Here is a 24,184-nt window from a genome sequence, read left to right as displayed (position 1 = left end):
CGCCCCGCGACCGATCACCCCCGCCGCTGCGCCACCGCCTGACGCAGCGCGCGCGACAGCTGCTCGACCGAATACGGCTTCTGCAACAGGTCGAAGCCGTGATGCGCATTATCGGCCAGCACCTCGCTATAGCCGCTGCTGAGCACGACCGGCAGCTGCGGGAAGCGCGCGGCGATGACCTGCGCCAGCGCGACGCCGTTCATCCCCGGCATCATCACGTCGGAAAAGACGACGTCGAACCGCCCCGGCGCCGCCTCGATCCGCGCGATCGCCTCGGTCGCGGCGGCGACATGGACGCTGCTGTGCCCCAGCTCCGCCAGCGCCTCGGTGGCAAAGGCGCCGACATCGGGGTGATCCTCGACCAGCAGGATGCGCAGGCCCTCGGTGTCCGCCGCCGCCTCCGGCATCGCGGCAGCGTCGCCGCTCTCCACCGCGCCGTCGATCCGGGGCAGGAACAGCGTGAAGGTGGTGCCGCATTCGGGCACGCTCTCCACCACCACGTCGCCGCCCGATTGCTGCGCGAAGCCGATCACCTGGCTCAGCCCCAGCCCGGTGCCCTTGCCGACGCCCTTGGTGGTGAAGAAAGGCTCGAAGATGCGCGGCAGCGCGTCGGGATCGATCCCGGTGCCGTCGTCGCGCACCGCGATCGTGACGAACCGCCCGGCCACGTGCCCGCGGCCATGGGCGGCGGGGATCGCGTCGGCACAGCCGACGAGGATCGCGATCTCCCCCTGCCCCTCGCCCTGCCCGTTCTCGATCGCGTCGCGCGCGTTGATCGCCAGATTGACGATCGCGGTTTCCAGCTGGCTGCGGTCGACCTCCGCGACGCAGGCGTGCGGCGGCCGCCCGACGCGCACCGCGACATGGACCCCGACCAGCGTCTCGATCAGCCCGGCGACCGCCGTCACCTCCTGCGCGACGTCGATGCGCTGCGGGGTCAGCGCCTGGCGCCGGGCGAAGGCGAGCAGCTGCCCGGTCAGCCGCGCGGCACGATCCGCGGTTTCGCCGATCGCGTCGATATAGCGCTCGCGCCGCGCCTCGGTCAGGTGGGGGCGGCGCAGCAGCTCCACCGAGCCGCGGATGATCGTCAGCAGATTGTTGAAATCGTGCGCGACCCCGCCGGTCAGCTGGCCGATCGCCTCCATCTTCTGCGCCTGGTGCAACTGCTCGGTCGCCTCCCGCAGCCGCGCCTCGGCGTCCTTCGCCGCGGACACGTGGCGGCCGATCGCGAAGATCTCGGTCTCGCCGGGCGCCGCGACCCACTGGATCCAGCGATAGCTGCCGTCCTTGTGGCGGAAGCGGTTTTCGAAGCTGGGCAGCGTCCCCGCGCGGACGGTGCCCAGCGCGGCACGCGTCGCCTCCATGTCGTCGGGATGCGCCAGGTCGAAGGCGTGGCGCCCGATCATCTCGGCCGGGTCATAGCCCAGGATCGTCGCCCACGCCGGGTTCACGCGGCGATAATGCCCCTCCAGATCCAGCGTCACCATCAGGTCGGGCGAGGTGTTCCACATCCGGTCGCGCTCGGCGGTCCGCTGCTCGACCTGCTGCTCCAGCGTGTCGTTCAGCATGCGCAGCTGGTGCTGACTGTCGATCAGCGCGCGGTCGGAGAGGACGCGGGTCGTCGTCTCGTTGGTGAAGATGAACAGGCCCGCGATGTCCCCCGCGTCATCCAGGATGCGCGAATAGGAGAAGCTCCACCACGTATCCTCCGCGCCGCGATCCGTCGCCAGCTTCCACGGCAGGTCGACGAAGCGCTGGCTGCGCCCGGCATAGGCGTCCTCGATGATCGGCCAGGCCTGATCCCAGCCGTCGGCCCACACCTCGCGCATCGGCGTGCCCATCGCCCAGGGCAGCCGGGGGCCGAGCAGCGGAAAATACGTCTCGTTGAAGAAGAAGAACATTTCCTCGCGACCCCAGCACAGGATCATCGATTCGGGGGAATTGAGGATCAGGCTGAGCGCGGTCTTGAGCGGCACCGGCCATGTCGCGGGCGGGCCGAGCGGGTGCGCGGCCCAGTCGCGCGCGCGGATCAGCGCCGTCGCCTTCCCCCCGCCGGCCAGGAAGCCGAGATCGTCGCTGGGGGCGGGCGCGGAAAGCATGACAGCGCAGGAACAGGTTGATCGCGCCGCGTCCAGCCCTGCGCGCCGTCCATCGCCGGAAATGCGACGGATTGATCCCGATCAATCCCTCGCGACGACGGGACGATCGCCGTCGGACCCGTCGGGATCGCGGCATATCCGCGGGCGGGGGGAGGGCGCGGAACCGCAGCGCCCGCGACGGATTGAATCGCCCTCGCAACGAGGGACCGTGACGATGGCCGCGCGTGCATATTGGCAGGGGCAGATCCGGCTGGCGCTGGTGTCGATCCCGGTGGAGATCTACACCGCGACCCGCTCCGGCGCGTCGATCGCGTTCCGGCAGATCCACGAGCCCAGCGGCAAGCCGGTGAAGTACGAGAAGGTCGTCCCCGGGCTGGGCGCGATCGACACCGACGAGATCATGAAGGGGTTCGAGATCGAGAAGGGCGAATATGTCCTGCTCGATCAGGACGAGATTGACGCGGTGAAGCTGGAATCGAAGAAGACGCTGGAGCTGACCCGGTTCGTCGACGCCGGCGACATCGACGTCCTCTATTACGAAAAACCCTATTTCGTCGTTCCTGCGGACGACCTGGCGGAGGAAGCGTTCATCGTCCTGCGCGAGGCCTTGAAGCGGACGAAGAAGGTGGGGCTGGGGCAGCTGGCGATGCGCGGGCGCGAATATGTCGTCAGCCTGAAGCCATGCGGGCGCGGCATGGTGCTGGAGACGCTGCGCTACGCCGACGAGGTCCACAAGGCGCAGGGATATTTCCGCGACATCCCCGATGCGAAGCCCGATGCGGAGCTGCTCGAACTGGCCGAGGCGCTGATCGAGAAGAAGTCGGGCGACTTCGACCCGCAGGGCTTCCACGACCGCTATGTCGATGCGCTGAAGGGCCTGATCGAGCGCAAGCGCAAGGCGAAGGGGCGCAAGATCATCGAGGACAAGGACGACGGCGGCGGTCGCTCGGGCTCGAACGTCGTCGACCTGATGGCGGCGCTGAAGAAGTCGATGGAGGGCGGCGCCACGACGGCGGCGAAGAAGGCGCCCGCGAAGAAGCCGGCGACCCGGAAAGCCCCCGCCAAAGCCCCGGCGAAGAAACGTGCTTGACGCGACCTTCTCCCCTCCGCTGCTCATCCTTGTGCCACCCCGGCGCAGGCCGGGGTCCAGTTGGGGGACGTTGCCGACAGCCAGCAAACGCTGGCGCCACTGGACCCCGGCCTGCGCCGGGGTGGTAGCGGGGTCGTGATGCGGACAGCTTCGCGACGATCTCCGACAGAGAGGGGAGCGTGAGCGACCCCCTCGCCCGCTATAACGCGAAGCGCGATTTCACCCGCACCGCGGAGCCCGCGGGCACGCTCGCGCCGGGGCACGGCAACGCGTTCATCGTCCAGAAGCACGACGCCACCCGGCTCCACTGGGACTTCCGGCTGGAGATCGACGGCGTGCTGAAGAGCTGGGCGGTGACGCGCGGGCCCAGCCTCGATCCCGACGAGAAGCGCCTGGCGGTCCGTACCGAGGATCATCCGCTGTCCTACGCCACGTTCGAGGGGACGATCCCCGACGGCGAATATGGCGGCGGCACGGTGATGCTCTGGGACCGCGGCACCTGGGCACCGATCGCGGGGAAGAGCGCGACGGACCTGGAGAAGGGACACCTTCATTTCGTGCTGGAGGGGGAGCGGATGAAGGGCGAGTGGCTGCTCGTCCGTCTCAAGCCGCGCGGAAGGGAGAAGCGCGAGAACTGGCTGCTGCGCAAGATCGACGATGCGCACGCCGGCGGCACCGACGCACTCACCGAGACCGCGCTCACCAGCGTCGCGACCGGCCGCACGATGCAGGAGATCGCCGAGGGCAAGGCGGCGAGGAAGCGGGCGGCGACCGCGAAGACGCGCAGCGCGACCGGCGCGCCGCCCGCGTTCGAACCGCCGCAACTGTGCACGCTGGTCGACGCCGTCCCCACCGGCAGCGGCTGGATCCACGAGGTGAAGTACGACGGATATCGCGCGCTGATCGCGACCGGCGGGGGGAAGGCGGTGGTGCACACCCGCTCCGGGCTCGACTGGAGCGACAGGTTCGCCGGCGTCGCCGCGGCCGCGGCGGGATTGCCGCCCGCGCTGATCGACGGCGAGATCGTCGCGTTCAGGGACGGGCGCCCCGATTTCTCGACGCTGAAGGAGGCCATATCGACCGGCGGCGAGATGACCTTCTTCGCCTTCGACCTGCTGTCGCTGGAGGGCAAGGACCTGCGCGCCCTGCCCACCGTCCAGCGCAAGGAGCGGCTGCGCGGCCTGCTGGCGGGGGCCGACCCCCGGCTCCAGTTCGCCGAGCATATCCTCGGCTCGGGCGAGCAGCTGTTCGAGACGATGTGCCGCGAGGGCTATGAGGGCGTCGTCTCGAAGAAGGCGGACGCCCCCTATCGCGGGCAGCGCACGAGCGCGTGGCTGAAGATCAAATGCACCCGCCGGCAGGAATTCGTCGTCGTCGGCTGGCTCCCTTCGGCCAAGAACCGCGGGCTGCGCTCGCTGCTGCTGGGCGTGCACGAGGACGGCAGGCTGCGCTACGCCGGCAAGGTCGGCACCGGCTTCTCCGCCGCCATGATCGACGACCTGCGCGGGCGGCTGGACCGGCTGACGCGCAAGACCCCCACGGTCGAGGCGCCACGCGCGGCGGTGCGGGGCGCACACTGGGTCACGCCCCGGCTGGTGGCGGAGGTCGCCTTCACCGAGACGACGCCCGACGGCGTGCTGCGCCACCCCGGTTTCCTGGGGCTGCGCGGCGACAAGTCCGCCGGCGAGGTGGTGGTGGAGCAGCCCGCCCCCGCGCCGCCGCCCGTCACCACCGTTAAGGTATCCAGCCCCGACCGCCTGATCTTCCCGGAGAGCAAGGTGACGAAGGGCGACCTGGCCGATTACTACGCCCGCATCGCGCCCGCGATGCTGCCGTGGGTCGCGCATCGCCCGGTCAGCCTGGTGCGCTGTCCGCAAGGGCGCGCGAAGCAATGCTTCTTCCAGAAGCACGACGCCGGGTCGTTCGGCGAGCAGGTCCACAAGGTGCCGATCCGCGAAAAGGACGGGTCGACCGAGGATTATCTCTACGTCGACAGCGCCGAAGGGCTGGTCGCCTGCGTCCAGATGGGGACGATCGAGTTCCACGGCTGGGGTTCGCTGGTCGCCGACGTGGAGAAGCCCGACCGCCTCGTCTTCGATCTCGACCCCGACGAGGGGCTCGACTTCGCCGATACGAAGAAGGCCGCCGCGCATCTGAACGCGCAGCTGTCCGAACTGGGGCTGGCGAGCTTCGCGATGCTGTCGGGGGGCAAGGGCGTCCATGTCGTCGTGCCCCTGACCCCGCAGGCGGAATGGCCCGCGGTGAAGGACTTCGCCGATCGCTTCGCGCGCGCGCTGGCGCAGGCCGAGCCCGACCGCTTCACCGCGACGATGAGCAAGGCGAAGCGCAAGGGCCGCATCTTCATCGACTGGCTGCGCAACCAGCGCGGCGCGACCGCGATCCTGCCCTATGCCGCCCGCGCGCGCGCCGGCGCGCCGGTCGCCGTTCCGGTGACGTGGAGCGAATTGCGCGACCTCGACACCGCGGCGCGCTGGCACGTGACCGATCTGGACGAGCTGCTGGAACGCGCCGGCGGGCGCGCGCTGAAGGGGTGGGGCGCAGCGGAGCAGGTGCTGCCGGATTTGTGAGGCCACCCGCTCGACACCACCAACCATCGTCATCCCCGCGGAGGCGGGGATCCATACGCGCAGGTTTTCGCAAGGGGCGGAACGTCAGAGGTTATGGATTCCCGTCTTCGCGGGAATGACCGCTGGGGGAGAGGGGTGCGCCAACGTCGTCACGCCGGGCTCGACCCGGGGTCCCGCTTCTTGCGCGACGTTGGTACGAAAGCGTGCCCCCGGATCAGGTCCGGGGTGACGGGACACCAATTCCTTTGTCTTGCACCGCAGCATCCCCTACGGTCGCACGCCGCCATAGGGGGGAGTGATTTGGCGACCCAGCCCGCCTTGTTCGATGCCGCGATCCATGCGCGCCGCTGGGCGGAGCGCTACTGCGCCGGCGGTGCGTCCGCCGACGTGCTGCACGACGCCGCCGACCCGGCGTGGCTGGCGATGCTGGAGGAGCTGTCCGCGGTCGCCGGCGACGACCTGGGCCATGCGCGCGAGCGGGTGCAGCGCCATGCCGCCGACATCGGCACCGGCTTTCGCATCATCGGCGAGGAGGCGGAGCGCCCCTGGCCGGTCAGCCCGGTGCCGCTGCTGATCGAGGCCGACGACTGGGCGACGATCGAGCGCGGCGTGGTGCAGCGCGCCGGGCTGCTGGAGACGATCCTCGCCGATCTCTACGGCCCGGCCACGCTCGTCGCGCGGGGCCACCTGCCCGCGACCGTCGTCACCGGCAGCCCCTATTACCTGCGCCCGCTGGTCGGGCTGGAGCCGCCGGGCGGGCGACACCTGCACTTCGTCGCCTTCGACCTGGGGCGCGGCCCCGGCGGCGAGTGGCGCGTGCTGGCCGACCACCTGCGCGCGCCCGTCGGTGCGGGCTATGCGCTGGAGAACCGGCTCGCGGTCAGCCGCACGCTGGGGGGCCTGCAGAACCGCCTCAACGTGCGCCGCCATGCGCCCTTCTTCGCCGCATTCCGCGCCGGGCTGGCGGCGTCGTGCCACCGCGCCGATCCGCGCATCGGGCTGCTGACGCCGGGGCGGTGGAACCCCAGCTATGCCGAACAGGCGCATCTGGCGCGGTACCTGGGCTTCCTGCTGGTGGAGGGGGACGACCTCGCCGCGCTGGAGGACCGGCTCTACGTCCGCACCATCGGCGGGCTGAAGCGCATCGACGCGCTGTGGCGGCGGCTCGACCCGCGGCTGCTCGACCCGCTGGCGTTCGATTCGCAGTCGCGCATCGGCGTGCCCGGGCTGATCGACAGCTATGCGCAGGGCAATGTCGTGCTCGCCAACGCGCCAGGCGTGGGCGCGCTGGAGAGCCGCGCGTTCGGCGCCTTCCTGCCGCAGCTCGCCACGCGGCTGACCGGCGCCGACCTGATCCTGCCCAATATCGCGACCTGGTGGTGCGGCCAGCCGGCGGAGGCGGAGCATGTCGCCGCGGAGCTGGACACGATGCTGCTGTCCTCCGCGTTCGGCGCGCGCACGCTCGGGCTGCCGCAGGCGGCGCAGGTCGCCGGCGCGGACCTGTCGCGTGCGGAGCGCGCCGCGCTGCTCGCCGACATGACCCGCCGCCCGCAGGATTACGTCGGGCAGGAGGTCGTGCGGCTGTCGACCATGCCGGTCGTGATCGGCGACGCGCTGGAGCCACGCCCCTTCACGCTGCGCGTCTTCGCCGCGCGCGATGCGAACGGCGACTGGCAGGTGCTGCCGGGCGGTTTCGCGCGCATCGGCGAGCATCCCGACCCCCGCGCCGCGGTGCTGGGCGAGGGGACGTGGTCCGCCGACGTCTGCGTCCACGGCCCCGATCCGGTCGCCCCCGTCTCGCTGCTCCCTGCAACCGACTCGGTCCATGTCCGCCGCAACCCCGGCACGCTGCCGAGCCGCGTCGCCGACAATTTCTTCTGGCTGGGTCGCTATCTGGAGCGGGGCGAGGCGCTGCTGGCGGTCATCCGCGTGATGCTGGGCAATTCGATCGACGCCGATGCCGGCGCGGCGCTGGGGACGCCCACTGTCGGGCGGCTGGTGGGGGAGATCGTCAATGCGGGCGCCGCACCGCACCCCGAGACGCTGCGCCGCGCCGACCTGACCCAGATGGCGCGTACCGCGATGGAGGCGCCCGCGGAGGACCATCAGTCGGTCGCCGCGATCAACGCGCACGCGCGGCGCATCGCCGCGGGGTCGCGCGACCGGCTGTCGGCGGACATGTTCCGCCTGCTCGACGCCCCCTTCCCCACGCACCGCGGGATGCTCGACCGCGCCGGCTCGCTCCAGCGCCGCTATGCCGCGATCGCCGGGCTGTCGGCGGAGCATATGGGACGCACCGCGGTGTGGCGGTTCCACGACCTGGGTCGGCGGATCGAGCGCGCGATGGCGATCGCCCGAGCCGCGCGCGCATTCGGCATGGCGGGCGCGTCGCTCGACGATCTGTCGACGCTGCTCGACCTCGGCAACAGCCAGATCAGCTATCGCCAGCGCTATCTGACCGGGATCGCGCGCGTGCCGGTGGTCGACCTGACGCTGCTCGATCCGGGGAACCCGCGCGCGCTCGCCTTTCAGGTGGAGGCGATCCGCGATCATCTGGCGCATCTCCCGGTGCTCGACGACGACGGCATGGCGGAGCCGCAGCAGGTGGAGGCGACCGCGCTCCACGCGCTGGTGTCCACCGCGCAGGCCACCACGCTCGACATCACCACGCTGTACGAGGTCGAGCGACGGCTGGGGCGCGTGTCCGACGCGATCGCGCGGCGCTATTTCCTCCAGGGCGCGGAGCCGCTGCGTGCCGGCGGACTGACGCTGGCATGACCATCATCCGCTACGACATCCGCCACGTCACCCGCTTCAACTACGGCAATGCGGTGCGGTTCGCGCGCTGCAACCTGCGGCTGAAGCCGATCGACTGGCCCGGCCAGACGCTGGAGCATTACGACCTGATCGTCGCCCCGTCCGGCCGGGCGATGCCCGCGCGCGCGGAGGCCGGGCTGGCGCACGTCACCCGGCTGGTGGTGGAGGAGCCGGTCCGCCGGCTGACGATCGAGAGCCGCGCGCGGATCGCGGTCGACCGCCTCGTCCCCGTCCCCGCCGCCGACGATCCGACGCTGGGCGAGATCGCGGCGATGGCGCGCGCCTCGGGCGACCTGTCCGCCGCCGGACCGGCGGCCTATCTCTACCCGTCCCCGCTGATCCCGCTCGACCGCGCGATCGCGGACTATTGCGCGCCCGACCTGTCGCCCGGCCGCGGCGCGCTGGAGGCCGGGATCGCGCTCGCGCAGCGGATCCAGCGCGACTTCGTCTTCGACGGGTCCGCGACGATGGTCGACACCCCCCCGCACGAGGCGTTCCTGAAGCGCCGCGGGGTGTGTCAGGATTTCGCGCAGATCATGATTACCGGGCTGCGCGCCGCGGGGCTGCCCGCGGCCTATGCCTCGGGCTACATCCGCACCATCCCGCCGCCGGGCGAGGAACGGCTGGTCGGGGCGGACGCGACCCACGCCTGGGTACTTTTGTGGTGCGGGCCGGCGCGCGGCTGGGTCGGGGTCGATCCCACCAACGGCATCTGGATGGCGGGCGACCATATCGTCGTCGCGATCGGGCGCGATTATGCGGAGATCGCGCCGGTCGACGGCGTCGTGCTGGGCGCGGGGGCGCAGGACATGGACGTCAGCGTCGATGTCGCCCCGCTGGCACCCGCGAACGATTGCGCTGTGGCCGCGGCTGCCCCACATAGCTGAGTAACACACCAACCGGGGACTCTATGGCCGATCCTTATGCGACGCTGGGCGTGGCGCGCGGCGCCAGCGAAGCTGACATCAAGAAGGCGTATCGGAAGCTCGCCAAGGAGCTGCATCCCGATCGCAACAAGGACAATCCCAAGGCGTCGGAGCGCTTCTCGCAGGTCACGTCCGCCTACGACCTGCTGACCGACAAGGACAAGCGCGCGCGCTTCGACCGCGGGGAGATCGACGGCGACGGCAACCCCACCTCGCCCTTCGGCTACGGAGGGTACGGGGGCGGCGGGGCCCCGCGCGGCGCGCCCGGCGGCGGGTTCCGCTCGCAGCAGTTCGATTTCGGCGGCGGCGAAGGGCCCGACGTCTCCGACCTGTTCGAGGGGTTGTTCGGCGCGCGCACCGGCGGCGGCTTCGCCAGCGGGTTCGGGCGGCGCGCGGCGCCACCGCCCAAGGGCGAGAACCTGGCCTATCGCCTCCCGGTCTCCTTCACCGATGCCGCCGCGCTCGCGCCGCAGCGGGTGACGCTGGGCGACGGTCGCACCATCGACCTCAAGCTGCCCGCCGGGGTCGAGACGGGGACGCAGATGCGCCTCGCCGGCAAGGGCGAGCCCGGACCCGGCGGCGCCGGCGATGCGATCGTCACGATCGAGGTCCTGCCGCACCGCTATTTCACGCGTGACGGCGACGACGTGCGCCTCGACCTGCCGATCACGCTCAGGGAAGCGGTAGAGGGCGGGGCGGTGAAATGCCCCACGGTCGAGCGCGCGGTGATGATTACCGTTCCCGCCGGCAGCACGTCGGGCAAGACGCTGCGTCTGAAGGGCAAGGGCTTCCACCGCAAGGGCGGCGAGCGTGGCGACCAGCTGGTGACGCTGGTGGTCGACGTGCCCGCCGACGACGCTGCGCTGAAGGCGTTCGTGGCCGGTTGGGACGGCGGCGGGAACCCGCGCGAGGGGATGGGCGTCTGACGATCCGTGACCGATGACGGCCCGATCGCGCTGACCCCGGAGGATCGCGCGCGCCATCACGGCGCGGCGCGGCGCCGGCTCGACCGTCAGCTGGCGCGGGTGCGGCCGGGCACCTACGCCCGGGAAGTGCTCAAGCGCGCGCTGATCGGGGTCTATAACGACGGCTTCATGCACGCCGGCAACCTCGCCTATCTGGCGCTGATGACGGTATTCCCGTTCTTCATCGTCGCCGCCGCGATCGCCTCGGTCTTCGGGCAGAGCGCGGAGGTGCAGCACGGCGTCGCCAGCTTCCTGTCGGTGCTGCCACCCAACGTCGCCGACATCCTGCGCAAGCCGATCGCCGATGTGCTCGTCGCGCGGACCGGCTCGCTGCTGTGGCTGGGCGCGCTCGTCGGGCTGTGGACGGTGGGGAGCTTCGCGGAGACGATCCGCGACATCTTCCGCCGCGCCTACGGCACGCGCAGCACGCAGTCGCTGTGGCGTGCGCGGCTGGGCCTCAGCCTTGCGATCATCGGCTCGGTGGTGATCGCGCTGGTCGCCTTCCTGGTGCAGGGGCTGCTGACCGCGGCGGAACAGTTCATCTATCGCCTGCTGCCCGTCGCGCAGGAGGTGGCCAGCTGGCTGGGCATCGCGCGGCTGGTGCCCGCGGCGATCATGTTCGGCGCGCTCTACATGCTGTTCTACTCGGTCACGCCGGGCAGGTATCGCCGCTCCGACAGCCGCAAATGGCCCGGTGCGTTGTTCACGACCATCTGGTGGGTCAGCATGACCGCCGCGCTGCCGTTCGTGCTGGCGCAGCTGGGCGGCTACGACCTGACCTACGGCAGCCTCGCCGGCGTTGTGGTCATGCTGTTGTTCTTCTATCTGATCGGCCTGGGCCTCGTCTTCGGCGCGCATCTGAACGCGGCGCTGGCGGAGCCCCCGGAACCGATTGTAGAGGGGCCGGTAACGAACGAAGAGGCGGTGACGGCGTGAACGGATTGATGGCGGGCAAGCGCGGGCTCATCATGGGACTGGCGAACGACAAGTCGCTGGCCTGGGGCATCGCGAAGCAGCTGAGCGAGGCGGGCGCCGAACTGGCCTTCTCCTACCAGGGCGCGGCGATGGAGAAGCGCGTGCGCCCGCTGGCGGAGCAGCTGGGCGTCGCGCGGCTGTACGATTGCGACGTGTCGGACATGGCGGCGCTCGACGCGACGTTCGGCGCGCTGGCGCAGGAATGGCCGACGATCGACTTCGTCGTCCATGCGATCGGCTTTTCCGACAAGTCGCAGCTGCGCGGCAAGTTCTACGACACCACGCTCGACAATTTCCTGATGACGATGAACATCTCCGCCTATTCGCTGGTCGCGGTGGCGAAGCGCGCGCGGGAGATGATGCCCCAGGGCGGCGCGATCCTGACGCTCAGCTACTATGGCGCGGAGAAGGTGATCCCGCACTATAACGTCATGGGCGTGGCGAAGGCGGCGCTGGAGACGAGCGTGAAGTATCTCGCGGTCGATCTGGGGCCGGAGAACATCCGCATCAACGCCATCTCCGCCGGCCCGATCCAGACGCTGGCGGCGCGCGGCATCGGCGATTTCAACTACATCCTGAAGTGGAACGAGCTGAACTCCCCGATGCGCCGCACCGTGACGATCGAGGATGTCGGCGGCGCCGGCCTGTACCTGCTGTCGAACCTGGCGAGCGGCGTGACCGGCGAGGTCCACCACGTCGACGCCGGCTACAACGTCATCGGAATGAAGGCGGAGGACGCGCCCGACATCGCGCTCGCCTGACCGCCACATGGCGATCGCGATCCGCCCCGCCGGCGCGCCCGACGTCGCCGCGATCGACGCGCTGCTGCGCGCCAGCTTCCCCGCGCCCGACGAGGCCGATCTGGTGCGCCGGCTGTGCGTCGACGGCGACATGGTGCTGATGCTCGTCGCGATCGACGAGGACGCGGGCGCGCTGGCGGGCGCGATCGCGTTCAGCCGGATGCAGGTCGTCGTCAACGAGCAGGCCGTCCCCGCCGTCGCGCTCGCCCCGCTCGCGGTCGCGCCCGCGTGGCGGCGGCAGGGCGTGGCGGAGGCGCTGGTGCAGGCGGGGCTAGAGGCGCTGGAAACCGCCGGCGTCGTCCTGTGCTTCGTGCTGGGCGAGCCGGACTATTACGCGCGCTTCGGCTTCCACGCCGATTACGCACGCAACTTCGCCTCGCCCTACGCCGGCGATTACTTCATGGCGCTGCCGCTGCAAGGCGGGCTGATGCCGTGCGGGGTGCGCGGCGCGGCGGACCATGCCGGGGCGTTCGCGGCGCTGGGCTGACCCTTCTTCGTCATTCCCGCGCAGGCGGGGATGACGGAAGGGGGGCGACACCCGCCCCCCTGTCCCAATGGCACGCAATCTGCCATGGCGCACGCCCATGAGCTTCAACACCTTCGGCCGCGTCTTCCGCTTCACCACCTGGGGGGAGAGCCACGGCCCCGCGCTGGGCGCCGTGGTCGACGGGTGCCCGCCGGGCATCGCGCTGTCGGAGGACGATATCCAGCCGTGGCTGGACAGGCGCCGCCCGGGCCAGTCGCGCTTCACCACGCAGCGGCAGGAGCCGGACCGGGTCCGCATCCTGTCGGGGGTGTTCGAGGGGCGGACCACCGGCACCCCGATCAGCCTGATGATCGAGAATGTCGACCAGCGCTCGAAGGATTATTCGGAGGTCGCCAAGGCCTATCGCCCCGGCCATGCCGACTATGCCTATGACGCCAAATACGGCTTTCGCGACTATCGCGGCGGCGGGCGCTCGTCGGCGCGCGAGACCGCGGCGCGCGTCGCGGCCGGCGCGGTGGCGCGCGCCGTCATTGCGCAGGTGCGCGTCCGCGCCTGGGTGGAGGCGATCGGCGGCGACGCGATCGACCCTGCCGCCTTCGACGATGCGCAGATCGACGCCAACCCCTTCTTCTGCCCCGACGCCGCCGCCGCGGCGCGCTGGGAGGCGAAGGTCGACGCCGCCCGCAAGGCCGGCTCCTCGCTGGGCGCGGTGATCGCGTGCGAGGCGACGGGCGTCGCGGCGGGCTGGGGCGCCCCGCTCTATGCCAAGCTGGACAGCGAACTGGCCGCCGCGATGATGAGCATCAACGCGGTCAAGGGGGTCGAGATCGGCGACGGCTTCGCCGCGGCAACGCTGTCGGGTGAGGAGAACGCCGACGCGATGCGCCCCGGCGACGACGGCCCGCTCTTCATGGCCAATCATGCCGGCGGGATCGCGGGCGGGATCGCGACCGGACAGCCGATCCGCGTGCGCGTCGCGTTCAAGCCGACCAGCTCGATCCTCACCCCCGTCCCCACCGTCACCCGGACCGGCGAGGCGGCCGAGATCATGACGAAGGGACGCCACGACCCCTGCGTCGGCATCCGCGGCGTGCCGGTGGTGGAGGCGATGATGGCGCTCGTACTGGCGGACCAGATGCTGCTGCACCGCGCACAATGCGGCTGAGACGACGGCAAACGTTCGCTCGTCGGGCCCAAGGTAAATGGCGGACCCGGCGAAGTCGTGCGATCGTCACGCGACGAACAGCGACATCGATGATCCACGTCGGCGACTCCTGTCGCCTCGGGGAACATCGGCGCACCGGCCTCGTTCATCTCCCCGCATACGTAGGAGAGATCACGATGCGTAACTATATTCTGGCGACCGCGGCCGCCGTGGTGATGCTGCCGGGCGCAGCGACGGCACAGCTGGCCGGCGGCACCGCCGGCGGCGGCGTAGGCGGCACGGTCGGCTCGACCATGGGTCAGACCGGCGGCACCGTCGGCGGCGCGATGGGCGGACAGGTCGGCGTCCCCGACACCGCCACCACGATGCAGCGCACGCAGGACACCACGACCCGCGCCACGCAGCGCACGAGGGATCGCGCCGCCCGCACGACCAGTCGTACCCGCGATACCGCGCGAAGCGCCACGGATCGCACGCGCGACATGACGACCGGCACCAGCGCCGATGCGACGATCGGCGCGGACACCTCCACCACCATGACGCCGGGCGGTACGATGTCGGGCACGACCGGCAGCGCGGGCGCGACCGTCACGACCCCGCCGATGGGCGCGAGCGGCGGCATGGGCGCGACCACCGGAACCCCGACGACCCCGCCGCAATAAGCGGGGTTCGAGAAGAAACGGTCCCCCAACCCACGCCTCCCGGCGCAGGCCGGGGTGGCGGGGGGGCAGTGGCCTTCGACCAAAAGAGTTCGCCCGACTGGCTTTCGGCCTCGCAGGAACGTTGCAAGAAGCCCCTGTCTGTGCCCCGGCGGAGGCGGGACCCTTGCAAAATGCTACGCCGTGCTCCTGCGACGGCAGGAGCCCGGAGTTGCGGGTCCCATAAGGCGTTGTTCTGCTGGGTCCCTGGGCTCGTGCCTTCGCAGGAGCACGGCGTGAGTTCAATGCCGTTGCACCTGTTTTGCGAAGGTCGCTTGGAGGCCGGGGCCCAGTATCGACATGCTCGTAAGATGCTGAAACCGAGCCCAAACTGGGCCCCGGCCTCCGCCGGGGAACCATGATCTTTGCTGAGGCCCAGCCCACGCCGGATGTCCCGGGCGTGGCCGGAGCCCCTCAGCCGCCCGGCTCGCTCCACCCCAGACCCAGCGCCTTGTTGACCGCGATATAGCTGTCGGTCAGCCCGGCCCGCGCCTCAGACACCGCGATCCGCGCCGCCAGCTGCTGACGCTCGATCTCCAGCTGATCGATCACCGTGCTCGTCCCCGCGGCGACACGCTGCCGGTTGAGCGTCGCCGCGCGCGTCGCGCTCGCCTCCGCCTCCAGCAGCTGCGCCAGTTGCGAACGGGCGTTGGCGAAGCGGGACAGCGACGCCTCGGCATCCTGCAACGCCGCCAGCACCGCCTGCCGATAGGCGGCATCCGCCTGATCGCGCTGCGCCTCCGACGCGCGCGTCGCGGCCCGCGCGCGCCCGAAATCGAGGAACGGCCAGCTGAGCGACGGCGCCAGCAGCGTCGTCAGCTTGGCGGGATCGAGCACGTCGCCCGGCGACGTGCCCCCCAGCCCCAGCAGCCCCAGGAACCGGATGCCGGGCAGTTCCTTCGCCTTGCTCACCCCGATGCCCGCCGTGACGGCCGCGAGCTGCCGCTCCGCCGATCGGACGTCGGGACGGCGCGCGATGAGCGCGGCGGGCGTATCGACCGCGACCCGCGCCGGCGGCAGCGGGATCGCGGCGTCGGGGGTCAGCGTCGCGTCGAGCGCACCCGGTGTCCGCCCGGTCAGCAGCGCGAGCCGGTCGAGCAGCCCGTCGCGCTGCGCGGCGAGCGGGATCGCCTGCGCCTGCGTATTCTCCAGCTGATTGCCCAGCCGCTCAACCGTCAGCTGCGAGGCGGTGCCCTGCGCGAACCGCTGGCGGGTCAGTGCCAGCTGCCGGCGTTGCAGCCCGGCCGACGCGGTGTTGAGGTGAATCCGCTCCTGCACGTCGCGCAGGTCGACATAGGCCTGCGCCACCTGCGCGGACAGCAACACCTGCGCATCCGCCAGATCGGCGACGCGCGCGCCGACGTTCGCCTTCGCCTGTTCGGTGCCACGCCGCGTGCCGCCGAACAGGTCGGGCTCCCACGAGGCGTTGAGTCCGGCATTGTAGAAGGTCAGGTCGGTGCTGCCGCCGCCCCCGCCGATCCCCGGCACGCGCGCGTTGAGGACAGTGGCGTTCGCGCTCGCGGAGGGGAGCGCGGCGGTGCGCTGCTGCCCCAGCTTCGCCTGTGCCTCGCGCAGGCGCGCGGTCGCCTGGTCGATGGTGGGGCTGTGCGCCAGCGCGTCGTCGACCAGCGCGGTCAGCGTCGCGTCGCCCAGCGTCTCCCACCAGCGCGCGACCGGCGGCACGGGCGCGGCCTGCGCGCCGCGCACGAACGTGCCGCGCGTCACCGCATCGGCGGCCGTGGCAGGCGGTCCGGCATAGTCCGGGCCGACGGTGCACCCCGCAAGCGCAGCGGTGGCGAGAAGGAGGGACGGGTATCGCATCAATGCACCATGGCCGGGCCGCTGCGCCGGGGCAGGGGCCGCAGGAACAGGACCAGCGGCAGCACGGCGAGCGTACCCATCCCCATGATCCAGAAAATGTCGTTATAGGTCATCGCCAGCGCCTGCGCCTGAATCTGCTGCCCCAGCAGCCGCATCCCGGCGGTCGCATCGCCGAGCTGCCGCGACAGTCCGTCGACATAGGCCTGCACCGCGGGATCGTTGGCGGACATGCTCTCCTCCAGCCGGCGCGAGTGGAAATAGACCCTTTTGTCCTGGATGATCGAGATGCCCGCCAGCGCAAAGCTGCCGCCCAGGTTGCGCACCGCGTTGAACAGCCCGGAGGCGTCCCCGGCATCCTCCGGCGGCACCGATCGCACCGTCGCCTGGCTCAGGAACAGCATTCCCAGTATCTGGCCGACGCCGCGCGCGAGCTGCCCGATGGTGAAGTCCGCCCCGGTCGATGTCGCGGTCAGGTGCGCATCGAGGAAGGAGGAGCCCGCCATGATGAGTAGCCCCGCGCCGACCGCGATCCGGATGTCGATGCGCACCAGCAGGATCGGGACGATCGCCATCATGAACAGGCTGGGCAGCCCGGACAGCAGCACGACCTTGCCCGCCTGCAGCGCATTGTACCCCGCCAGCGTGGCCAGGAACTGCGGAATGGCATAGCTCGTGCCGTACAGGACGACGCCCAGCACCATCCCCATCAGCGCGACCGCGCCGAACTGCCGGTCGCGTAGCAGGCGCAGCTTGATGATCGGGCGCGGCGCGGTCAGCTGCCCCAGCGCCAGCAACAGGAAGCCGACCGCGGAGGTGACGAACATCGCGCGGATCAGCCCGGAGGCGAACCATTGCTCGCGCTGGCCGTCCTCCAGGAACACGGTCAGCCCGCCCAGCCCGAGCGCGAGCCCGGCGATGCCCAGCCAGTCGGCCTGCGCGAACAGGTGCAGCTTCGCGGGCCGGTGCGGCAGCCCGACGAGCAGCAGCGTGACCAGCACGGCGCAGATCGGCACGTTGATGAAGAAGGCATAATGCCAGCTGATGTTCTCGGTCAGCCAGCCGCCGATCAGCGGCCCCAGCACCGGGCCCAGGATCGCGGTGACGCCGAACGCGGCGATGCCGACCGGCTGCTGGGCGGGCGGCAGCCGCTGCGCGATGATGACCTGCGCGGTCGGGATCATCGCGCCGCCGGTGAACCCCTGCCCGACGCGACCCAGGATCATCATCGACAGCGTGGTGGACACCCCGCACAATACCGAAAAGGCGGTGAACAGCCCGGCGGCGAGCAGCAGGAACGTGCGCAGCCCCAGCACCCGCTCCAGCCACGCCGCCATCGGGATGATGACGATCTCCGCGACCAGATAGGCGGTGGCGATCCACGTCCCCTCGGTCCCGCTCGCGCCGATCTCGCCCTGGATCGTGGGCAGCGCGGAATTGACGATCGAGATGTCGAGCGTCGCCATGAACGCGCCCAGCGTGCCCGCCGCCACCGCCAGCCAGGCGGTGAGGTCGGCACGCTCCGCGGACGGAGTCGCGGCGGCGGCGGCGGCGGCGGCGCTCGCCACGTCAGCGTTCCTGCTGCGCGCGGATGCGGTCCAGATCGCCCTTGGCGCCGATCGTGTCGACGGTGACGGTCACCGACAGCCCCGGCACGAGCAGCCGGCGCGCCGCCGGGGCCGCCGCGATCGCGATCCGCACCGGCACGCGCTGGACGATCTTGGTGAAGTTGCCGGTCGCGTTCTGCGGCGGCAGGATCGAGAATTGCGCGCCGGTGCCCGGCGCGATGCTGGCGACGCGGCCGTCGATCTCCAGCCCGTCGAGCGCATCGACCCTGATCCGCGCGGGCTGGCCGGGGCGCATCAGCGCCAGCTGCGTCTCCTTGAAATTGGCAGTGACGTACAGCGACTGGAGCGGGACGATCGACATCAGCCGCATGCCGGGCTGGACATATTGGCCGACCGTCACGGTGCGGTCGCCCACGCGCCCGGCGATCGGCGCACGCAGCACGGTCGCGCCGACATCGACATCGGCGGCGGACAGCTGCGCGCGCGCCGCCTGCCCCTGCGCCTCGCCCTGGCGGATCTGGCTGCGCAGCGCGGCGACGCGGCGCTGCTGGGTGGCGAGCGCGGCGGACTGGGCGCGGACATTGTCGGCCGACTGGCGCGCGGTCGCCTCCAGCTGCGCCAGCTGCTGCCGCGTCTCCGCGCCCGATGCGGCGAGCGGGCGATAGCGCGCGACCTCGCCCGCGTCATAGGCGGCCTTGGCACGGGCCGCGTCCAGCTGCGCGCGCGCCTGCGCGATGGTGGCATATTGCTCCGCCACCTGCGCGCGCGCGGCATCGGCCTGTGCCGCGGCGACCGCGATCTGCGCCTGCGCCTGCGCCGCCTGCGCGCGCGCGTCGCGCGGATCGATCCGCAGCAGCGGCTGGCCGGCGGCGACGTCCTGATTCTCCGCCACCAGCAGCGCGGCGACATTGCCCGCGACGCGCGGCGCGACCGTCACCATGTCCGCCTCGACCCGCGCATCGTCGGTTTCCTGGGCGTATCGGCCGACCGTCTGGTAGCGCACGAACCAGAGGCCGCCGGCCACCAGCACGATCGCGGCGAGCGCGAGCAGGATCAGCTTCGCGCGCGCGCTCAGCTGGCGGCGGGGCGGCGGCGCATCGTCGGCATCGTCATCGGTCGCGTCGGTCATGCGCGCGCATCTAGGCGCCCGCTCTTAAGCGGACAAGATGTCCGGTTATCAAATCAGCCGCCCCCGTCGCGCTCGATATCGGCGCCGACCGCGGACAGCTTCTCCTCCAGCCGCTCGTAGCCGCGGTCGAGGTGATAGACGCGCGACACGGATGTCTCGCCATCCGCGACCAGCCCCGCGATGATGAGGCTCATCGACGCGCGCAGGTCGGTCGCCATCACCGGCGCGCCGACCAGCCGGTCGACCCCGCGCACCATCGCGGTACGCCCGCGCACCTGGATGTCGGCCCCCATCCGCGCGAGCTCGGGCACGTGCATGTAGCGGTTCTCGAAGATCGTCTCGGTCAGCATGCTGGCCCCCGCCGCCTTGCACAGCATCGCCATGAACTGCGCCTGCATGTCGGTGGCGAAGCCCGGATAGGGCGCGGTCGAGAGCGTCAGTGGCTTCAGCCGGCCATCGCTGGTCACCAGGATCGAGTGGCGCCGCTCCTCGATCCCCACGCCCGCCTCGCGCAGCGCGTCCAGCGTCGCGCCCATGTCGGCGGGGGTGACGTTCATCAGCTCCACCTCGCCCCCGGTGACGGCCGCCGCACAGGCATAGCTGCCCGCCTCGATCCGGTCGGGCATCACGGCATAGGTCGCGCCGTGCAGCTCGTCGACGCCCTCGATCTCCAGCGTCTCGGTGCCGATGCCCTCGATCTGCGCGCCCATCGCGACCAGGCAGCGGCACAGGTCGACGATCTCCGGCTCGCGCGCGGCGTTCTGGATGCGGCTGCCGCCCTTCGCGGTGACGGCGGCCATCAGAACGTTCTCGGTCGCGCCCACCGACACCACCGGGAAGCTGTAGCGCCCGCCCGACAGCCGTCCGCCCGGCGCGGTCGCGGTGACATAGCCCGCGCTCATCTCCAGCGTCGCGCCGATCGCCTCCAGCGCCTTCAGGTGGAGGTCGATCGGGCGGTTGCCGATCGCGCAGCCGCCCGGCAGCGACACCCGCGCCTGCCCCGCGCGCGCCAGGATCGGACCCAGCACCAGGATCGAGGCGCGCATCTTGCGCACGATGTCGTAGGGTGCCTCGGTCGAGGTCAGCTGCCCCGCGCGGATCGTCATCACCCGCCCGAAATCCTCCGGCCGGCTGCCCTCGATCGTGGTCGACGCGCCCAGCTGGTTCAGCAGGTGCCCGAACCCGTCGACGTCGGCCAGCCGCGGCAGGTTGCGCAGCGTCAGCGGCTCGTCGGTCAGCAGCGCGCAGGGCATGAGCGTGAGGGCGGCATTCTTCGCGCCGGAGATCGGCAGCTTGCCGGACAGGCGGCGGCCGCCGCGGATGAGGATACGGTCCATCCGCCCGCTGTATCCAAACCCGCCGGTGTCGCCAAGCGACCGCCCGGCAGGCCGCGACAGGCCGCTTGATCGGTTTTAATGCGCACCGGACCGGCCCCCGCGTAACGATCCGGAACAAACCGGGGGACAGCAGACGGGTGCCAGTGCGTAGCTTCGCCGACAAGATCGGCGGCATTCTGGACGTGACGGCGGAGGAGCGACGCGCGCTCGACCGCTTGCTGGAGCGCGAACGCGCCGTCCGGCGCGGCGCGACGCTGGTCCGCGAGAACGAGCGTTCGACCGAGCTGTTCGCGGTGAAGAGCGGGATGATGCTCGGCTATGTCCTGCTCGACGACGGCAGCCGGCAGGTGCTGCGCTTCCTCTTTCCCGGCGACATGGTGGGGGCCGCGGTGTGCGCCTATGGCAAGGCGCCGCAGACGCTGGTCGCGCTGGCCGACAGCGTGATCGCGGTCGTCGACCGCACCCAGCTGGCGGCGCTGATGTACCGCCAGCCGCGTCTGGCGATGGCGATGGTGGCGCTGGAGCAGGTCGAGCGCACCGCGCTGACCGACCGGCTCGCCGGGGTCGGGCGGCTGTCGGCACGCGCGCGCGTCGCGGCGGTGCTGCTCGACATCCGCGACCGCATGCGCCGCTGCGACCCGACCATCGGCGCCAGCTTCATGCTGGGACTGACGCAGGAGGAGATCGGCGACGCCACCGGGCTGACCGCGGTCCACGTCAACCGCATGCTGCGCCAGCTGGAGGAACAGGGGATGATCGCGCGCACCGCGGGCCGCGTCACCGTGCTCGACGAACCCGCGCTGATGCGGGCGGCGAACTACGTCAACCGGCTGGCGGGGGTGGACCTGTCATGGCTGCCGGCGACCGGCGCCTAGTCCCCCCAACAAGGACTTCGGCTCCTGGATACCGTCCCGGGCCTGACCGGGACGTTTCCATAAGTCCGCAACCTCCTTCGTTCCCCGGCGAAGGCGGGACCTTTGCAAAAGGCTGCACCGTGCTGCACCTGTTTTGCAAAGGCCCCGCCTGACCCGGGGGTGACGGCAAGGAAGCGAACGCTGTGTTCCACCAGGCCGGGCCGGGTCGACGCCGCGTCGGGCGGCCCCGACGATCCCCACCCTATTCCCGCCGCACCCCGCTCTCCCCCAGCTGCGCATCCACCGCCGCCAGCAGCCGCGCCAGCCCCGCGGCGTCGCGCGCCTCGGCCCGCAGCGTCAGCGCCGCCTGCGTGTTCGATGCCCTGAGCAGCCACCAGCCGTCGTCGTCGGACACGCGCAGCCCGTCCGTCGTATCGACCCGCGCGTCGGTACCGGCGAGCCGCGCCGCGACCTCCTCCACCACCGCCGCCTTGCGCGCTTCCGCCACCGGCACGCGCAGGTCGGGCGTGGCGCAGCGCGGCGGCATCGCATCGCGCAGCTCCGCCAGCGAGCGGCCCGACAGGTGGATCGCGCGGATCAGCCGCACCGCGGCGTACAGCGCATCGTCGAAGCCGTAATAATCGTGCGCGAAGAACATATGCCCGGACAGCTCGCCCGCCAGCGGCGCGCCCAGCTCCTTCAGCTTGGCCTTCATCCGGCTGTGCCCGGTCTGCCACATCACGGGGCGCCCGCCCGCCGCGGCGATCCCCTCGAACAGCGCGTCGCTGCACTTCACGTCGGCGACGATCGTCGCGCCGGGCAGCTCCGCCAGCGTCGGCCGCGCCAGGATGGCGAGGATGTCGTCGCCCCACAGCATCCGCCCGCGCCCGTCGACCAGTCCGATGCGGTCGCCGTCGCCGTCGAAAGCCAGTCCGAAATCGAGCTTTCTGTCCGCCACCAGCGCCTGGAGATCGCGTAGATTGTCCTCGACCGTGGGATCGGGATGATGATGCGGAAATTCACCGTCGACGTCGCAGAACAGAAGATGATGCTCCCCCGGCAGGTGCCGGACGAGCTGCTCGATCACCGGGCCGGCGGCGCCGTTGCCGGCATCCCAGCCGATGCGGAAGGTCCCGCCGGCATAGCCCGCCATCAGCCGGCCGACATAGAGATCGCGGACATCGGCCTGCTCGACCGTCCCCGCCCCCTCGCCGAACGCCCCCGCCGCCGCGATCCGCGCCAGGTCCTGAAGGTCCTCGCCGAAAAAGCTGTCGCGGCGAAGTACGAGCTTGAAGCCATTGTCCTCGCGGGGATTATGGCTGCCGGTTACCTGGATGCCGCCATCCACTTCTAGCGTCGCCTCGGCATAATACAGCATCGGCGTGGGGCCCAGGCCGATGCGGACGACATCGACGCCCGACGCCGCCAGCCCCGCGATCAGCGCCGCCTCCAGCATCGGCGAATGCGTCCGCCCGTCGTAACCGACCGCGACCCGCCGCCCGCCGGCTGCCCGCACCCGCGTGGCGAAGGCGCGCCCGATCGCATGCGCATCGGCGGGGTGGAGGTTCGCACCGACGGTGCCGCGGATGTCGTATTCGCGCAGGATGACGGGGTCGAAATGGTGGGTCATGGGGTCCTAACGTCCGATCTGCGTACCAGCCGCAAGCCATGCTGCCGCCGTGTCGCATGGCCTTCGATGGCGCTCAGTCCGAACGGATCGGGACGAGGCTCATTCCCGTCGCAACCGCTCCAGCAACAGATCGCGCGCCGCATTCGCGCGCCGCGTCGCCTCCGCCGAACCGCCGCGATCGGGGTGGACGTCGGCCACCAGCCGGCGATGCGCCGCGCGGATCGTCGCAGCATCCGCATCCTTCGCCACCCCCAGCAGCCCGCGCGCGGTCGCCACGGCGGAGGGCTTGCGCCGCGCGGGCTTGCGCAGGAGCAGCCAGACGACCGCGATGATCGCGGCGGCGACGATCCATTTCATAGGGGCGGGCTCACCGCATCAATCCGCGAACAGCGGCATCGCCACCTCGGGCAGCGCCAGCGCGGCCATCATCTCGCGCAGCTCCTGGCGCGCCGCGACGTGGCTCAGCCCCATGCCGCCGAACGCCTTCGCGTCAAGCAGCGTCAGCCCCTTGGGGAACAGCTCGCGGTAGATCACGCGCTCGCCCAGACCCGGGATGATGCGGAAGCCGACGCGCCGCGCCAGCTGGTCCAGCGCCTCCGACACGCGGCGCATGTTGCGCGCCTCCAGATATTGCAGGCGGTTGCGCAGCACGACCCAGTCGATCGTGGTCCCGTCCTCGCGCGCGCGTGCCTTGCGCGCGTCCCAGATCAGCTCCGAATAGAAGCTGGGGCGGACGACCTTGAACGTCTCCGGGTCGACCTGCCCGATCAGGTCGAAGTCGACGAAGCTGTCGTTCATCGGCGTCACCAGCGTGTCCGCCAGCGCCGCCGCGATCCGCGCGGCGGGATCGTCGCGCCCCGGCGTGTCGATCACCAGAAAGTCGTAGCCGGACGTGAACTCCTGGAACAGTCCGGGAAAATTGCCGTCCGCGCGCCCGTCGCCGGTTTCGTGCCGGGGGGTGGGCAGGTCGATGCCCGACCGCGCCACCGTCGCCTCGCGATTGTCGAGGTAGCGCCCCAGCGTGCGCTGGCGATGGTCCAGGTCGATGCACGCGACGCGCGCCCCCTTCGCCGCCAGCGCGATCGCGACATGGACCGCGGTGGTCGACTTGCCCGTGCCGCCCTTCTCGTTGGCGAACACGATGACGTGCGTCTTCGGCACACTTTCCGTCAATTCGTCGCATCCCTGATTGCCTGCCCTTGGTCGCGATCATAGAACGCGCCGCCGCGAGTTTCGAG

General features: G+C 71.1%; 19 protein-coding genes. 11 read left to right on the top strand and 8 right to left on the bottom strand.

Features of this window, described 5'->3' with window-relative positions:
• Nucleotides 1–14: 14 nt before the first annotated feature.
• A complete protein-coding gene (locus PGN23_RS03325; RefSeq protein WP_335301415.1) occupies nt 15–2,099 on the bottom strand; it encodes a hybrid sensor histidine kinase/response regulator in 2,085 nt (694 codons plus the stop codon).
• Nucleotides 2,100–2,313: 214 nt separating this feature from the next.
• Here PGN23_RS03325 and ku point away from each other — a divergent pair, with 214 nt between their 5' ends.
• The 10 genes from ku (at nt 2,314) to PGN23_RS03275 (ending at nt 14,574) form a co-directional block, all read left to right on the top strand.
• Nucleotides 2,314–3,189, top strand: a complete 876-nt coding sequence (ku, locus tag PGN23_RS03320; RefSeq protein ID WP_335301414.1) for a non-homologous end joining protein Ku — start codon at nt 2,314–2,316, stop codon at nt 3,187–3,189.
• Nucleotides 3,190–3,368: 179 nt separating this feature from the next.
• Nucleotides 3,369–5,777, top strand: coding sequence for a DNA ligase D (ligD, locus tag PGN23_RS03315; protein ID WP_335301413.1), 2,409 nt, complete (start codon nt 3,369–3,371; stop codon nt 5,775–5,777).
• Between the two features lie 300 nt (nt 5,778–6,077).
• Nucleotides 6,078–8,555 (top strand): circularly permuted type 2 ATP-grasp protein, encoded by a 2,478-nt coding sequence (locus tag PGN23_RS03310; protein ID WP_335301412.1) that lies wholly within the window; start codon nt 6,078–6,080, stop codon nt 8,553–8,555.
• A 5-nt stretch (nt 8,556–8,560) separates the two neighbouring features.
• Nucleotides 8,561–9,481 (top strand): transglutaminase family protein, encoded by a 921-nt coding sequence (locus tag PGN23_RS03305; RefSeq protein WP_335302067.1) that lies wholly within the window; start codon nt 8,561–8,563, stop codon nt 9,479–9,481.
• A 23-nt stretch (nt 9,482–9,504) separates the two neighbouring features.
• Nucleotides 9,505–10,446 (top strand): J domain-containing protein, encoded by a 942-nt coding sequence (locus PGN23_RS03300; RefSeq protein ID WP_335301411.1) that lies wholly within the window; start codon nt 9,505–9,507, stop codon nt 10,444–10,446.
• A gap of 6 nt (nt 10,447–10,452) precedes the next feature.
• Nucleotides 10,453–11,421, top strand: coding sequence for a YihY/virulence factor BrkB family protein (locus PGN23_RS03295; RefSeq protein ID WP_335301410.1), 969 nt, complete (start codon nt 10,453–10,455; stop codon nt 11,419–11,421).
• A gap of 8 nt (nt 11,422–11,429) precedes the next feature.
• Nucleotides 11,430–12,221 (top strand): enoyl-ACP reductase FabI, encoded by a 792-nt coding sequence (fabI, locus tag PGN23_RS03290; protein ID WP_335302066.1) that lies wholly within the window; start codon nt 11,430–11,432, stop codon nt 12,219–12,221.
• 7 nt (nt 12,222–12,228) lie between these two features.
• Nucleotides 12,229–12,747 carry a GNAT family N-acetyltransferase gene (locus PGN23_RS03285; protein ID WP_335301409.1) on the top strand — a complete coding sequence of 173 codons (519 nt, stop codon included), beginning with the start codon at nt 12,229–12,231 and terminating at the stop codon, nt 12,745–12,747.
• A gap of 97 nt (nt 12,748–12,844) precedes the next feature.
• Nucleotides 12,845–13,912, top strand: coding sequence for a chorismate synthase (gene aroC / locus PGN23_RS03280; protein ID WP_335301408.1), 1,068 nt, complete (start codon nt 12,845–12,847; stop codon nt 13,910–13,912).
• Nucleotides 13,913–14,088: 176 nt separating this feature from the next.
• Nucleotides 14,089–14,574 (top strand): hypothetical protein, encoded by a 486-nt coding sequence (locus tag PGN23_RS03275; RefSeq protein ID WP_335301407.1) that lies wholly within the window; start codon nt 14,089–14,091, stop codon nt 14,572–14,574.
• A 450-nt stretch (nt 14,575–15,024) separates the two neighbouring features.
• Here the strand turns inward: PGN23_RS03275 and PGN23_RS03270 are convergent, their stop codons facing one another.
• The 4 genes from PGN23_RS03270 to murA are packed head-to-tail and all read right to left on the bottom strand — an operon-like array spanning nt 15,025 to nt 20,462.
• The gene (locus PGN23_RS03270) at nt 15,025–16,431 is read right to left on the bottom strand and encodes an efflux transporter outer membrane subunit (RefSeq protein WP_335301406.1); all 1,407 of its coding nucleotides are present in this window, start codon (nt 16,429–16,431) and stop codon (nt 15,025–15,027) included.
• Entirely contained in the window at nt 16,431–17,996 is a 1,566-nt protein-coding gene (locus tag PGN23_RS03265; RefSeq protein ID WP_335301405.1) for an MDR family MFS transporter, read from the bottom strand. The genes PGN23_RS03270 and PGN23_RS03265 overlap by 1 nt, the downstream gene beginning before the upstream one ends.
• Nucleotide 17,997: 1 nt before the next feature.
• Nucleotides 17,998–19,125, bottom strand: a complete 1,128-nt coding sequence (locus PGN23_RS03260; protein ID WP_335301404.1) for an HlyD family secretion protein — start codon at nt 19,123–19,125, stop codon at nt 17,998–18,000.
• Between the two features lie 53 nt (nt 19,126–19,178).
• Nucleotides 19,179–20,462, bottom strand: coding sequence for a UDP-N-acetylglucosamine 1-carboxyvinyltransferase (gene murA / locus PGN23_RS03255; protein ID WP_335301403.1), 1,284 nt, complete (start codon nt 20,460–20,462; stop codon nt 19,179–19,181).
• Nucleotides 20,463–20,605: 143 nt separating this feature from the next.
• Between murA and PGN23_RS03250 the strand changes: the two genes are divergently transcribed.
• The gene (locus tag PGN23_RS03250; RefSeq protein ID WP_335301402.1) at nt 20,606–21,337 is read left to right on the top strand and encodes a Crp/Fnr family transcriptional regulator; all 732 of its coding nucleotides are present in this window, start codon (nt 20,606–20,608) and stop codon (nt 21,335–21,337) included.
• A gap of 241 nt (nt 21,338–21,578) precedes the next feature.
• Here PGN23_RS03250 and pgmG read toward each other — a convergent pair whose 3' ends face one another.
• The 3 genes from pgmG to PGN23_RS03235 form a co-directional block, all read right to left on the bottom strand.
• Entirely contained in the window at nt 21,579–22,946 is a 1,368-nt protein-coding gene (pgmG, locus tag PGN23_RS03245) for a phosphoglucomutase/phosphomannomutase PgmG (protein WP_335301401.1), read from the bottom strand.
• A gap of 99 nt (nt 22,947–23,045) precedes the next feature.
• A complete protein-coding gene (locus tag PGN23_RS03240) occupies nt 23,046–23,303 on the bottom strand; it encodes a J domain-containing protein (RefSeq protein ID WP_335301400.1) in 258 nt (85 codons plus the stop codon).
• A gap of 18 nt (nt 23,304–23,321) precedes the next feature.
• Entirely contained in the window at nt 23,322–24,107 is a 786-nt protein-coding gene (locus tag PGN23_RS03235; RefSeq protein ID WP_335301399.1) for a division plane positioning ATPase MipZ, read from the bottom strand.
• Nucleotides 24,108–24,184: the final 77 nt, after the last annotated feature.

The organism is Sphingomonas adhaesiva (genome assembly GCF_036946125.1).
Classification (GTDB): Bacteria; Pseudomonadota; Alphaproteobacteria; order Sphingomonadales; family Sphingomonadaceae; genus Sphingomonas; species Sphingomonas adhaesiva_A.
The sequence above is the reverse complement of the archived record's forward strand: the minus strand, read 5'-3'. Positions and strand labels throughout refer to the sequence as shown.

Coding starts and splice junctions, on each gene's coding strand:
- PGN23_RS03325 (WP_335301415.1), bottom strand. CDS start 2,099: ATGCTTTCCGCGCCCGCCCCCAGCGACGATCTCGGCTTCCTGGCCGGC.
- ku (WP_335301414.1), top strand. CDS start 2,314: ATGGCCGCGCGTGCATATTGGCAGGGGCAGATCCGGCTGGCGCTGGTG.
- PGN23_RS03300 (WP_335301411.1), top strand. CDS start 9,505: ATGGCCGATCCTTATGCGACGCTGGGCGTGGCGCGCGGCGCCAGCGAA.
- fabI (WP_335302066.1), top strand. CDS start 11,430: ATGGCGGGCAAGCGCGGGCTCATCATGGGACTGGCGAACGACAAGTCG.
- PGN23_RS03285 (WP_335301409.1), top strand. CDS start 12,229: ATGGCGATCGCGATCCGCCCCGCCGGCGCGCCCGACGTCGCCGCGATC.
- aroC (WP_335301408.1), top strand. CDS start 12,845: ATGAGCTTCAACACCTTCGGCCGCGTCTTCCGCTTCACCACCTGGGGG.
- PGN23_RS03275 (WP_335301407.1), top strand. CDS start 14,089: ATGCGTAACTATATTCTGGCGACCGCGGCCGCCGTGGTGATGCTGCCG.
- PGN23_RS03270 (WP_335301406.1), bottom strand. CDS start 16,431: ATGCGATACCCGTCCCTCCTTCTCGCCACCGCTGCGCTTGCGGGGTGC.
- PGN23_RS03260 (WP_335301404.1), bottom strand. CDS start 19,125: ATGACCGACGCGACCGATGACGATGCCGACGATGCGCCGCCGCCCCGC.
- murA (WP_335301403.1), bottom strand. CDS start 20,462: ATGGACCGTATCCTCATCCGCGGCGGCCGCCGCCTGTCCGGCAAGCTG.
- pgmG (WP_335301401.1), bottom strand. CDS start 22,946: ATGACCCACCATTTCGACCCCGTCATCCTGCGCGAATACGACATCCGC.
- PGN23_RS03240 (WP_335301400.1), bottom strand. CDS start 23,303: ATGAAATGGATCGTCGCCGCCGCGATCATCGCGGTCGTCTGGCTGCTC.